The following is a 1,167-nucleotide window of genomic DNA, read 5'->3' as shown; positions in this document are numbered from 1 at the left end:
CCAGTTTCGCGTACTTGCCCTTCAAGCGCGCCCAGAACGGCGCGAACCCGTCCTGGTAGATCGCGAGGTCCCCGTTCGGCATCTCGACCACGTCGTACCCCTCGATCTCCGCCTCCAGGGCGTCGAGGACTTCCGCGTCCTCGTCGATCGGCGACGTCGCCGCCTCGGTGTCGAACCGAACCAGCCCGATCTCCTCGACTGCTGTGTCTTGGTCGAGCAGGATCGCCGCCGCGACCCAGCCGACCGCCAGCGGGAACACCAGCGGCACCGCCGCCACCAGCGAGGCGAGCTCGACGTAGCCCCAGATCAGGAATCCGATCGTCACGAACAGCCCGCCACCGACCAGCAACGCCGTCCGGTCGGGTCCGGACCCGGCGGCCTCCCGGAGCTTCGGCACGCCCCGCGAGGCGATCCCGAGGACCACCAACGACGGCAGGAAGTTCCACAGCATCAGCCACCGCGTCAGATCGCTCTTGCTGTCGATGTTCACCGGCTGGGCCGTCGCAATCGACTGATGGCGGAACGTCCACCGCACCTCGTCTTTCTGCCCGACCTTCCAGATCGTCACCCGGACTGGCTCCTCGTAGTGGCTCCGGAGGTTCAGGTCTGCGAACTGGCCGAAGCCCTGTCCGAACTCCAGTTTCTTCGTGTCGACCGCTTGGACGTCGGCGACCGTCTCGGTCGTCGTGGTGTTCCCTTCGGTGACTTGCTTCTCGGTCGCGGTCCAGTAGACGACCTTGAACTTGTAGGACTTCGTCGAGCCGTCGAACGGCCGGGAGGCCATCATCCGGATCTTGTTCCGGCGGACGGTCGTGTCCGGCGAGAGGAACTCCTTGTTGGCGTTCTGGCCGCCGTAGGAGTTGATCCCCGACGGCGGGTACCGGACCGTCCAGAACGCCGTATTTGTGCCCGCGGGCCGCAACGACGGATAGCGCTGGTCGACTTGGGTGCCGCCGTTCGCGAGGTCGTCGTAGGTGTACTGCTGGCTGGTGCTGTCTCCGCCGTCTTGGCTCGCGAACGCGCCCGGTATCGCGACCGCACCCGCAACGAGCGTCAGCACCACCAGCCCCACGAAAACAGATCGCCGCATCGCTATCCCCTCTTGACGGCGTAGGCGACCGCGAAGCACATCAGCGCGAACCCGGCGAACACCTCCATCGAGATGTC

General features: G+C 66.1%; 1 protein-coding gene. It reads right to left on the bottom strand.

The features are described 5' to 3' along the window. The coding region (locus tag EPY72_RS19105) for a hypothetical protein (RefSeq protein ID WP_135807462.1) at positions 1-1,090 on the bottom strand (1,090 nt) is incomplete at its 3' end. Between the last annotated feature and the right edge of the window lie 77 nt (positions 1,091-1,167).

The organism is Halorussus marinus (assembly GCF_004765795.1).
Taxonomy (GTDB): Archaea; Halobacteriota; Halobacteria; order Halobacteriales; family Haladaptataceae; genus Halorussus; species Halorussus marinus.
Note: the sequence above shows the minus strand (reverse complement) of the source record. Positions and strands in the feature narration are given on the sequence as shown.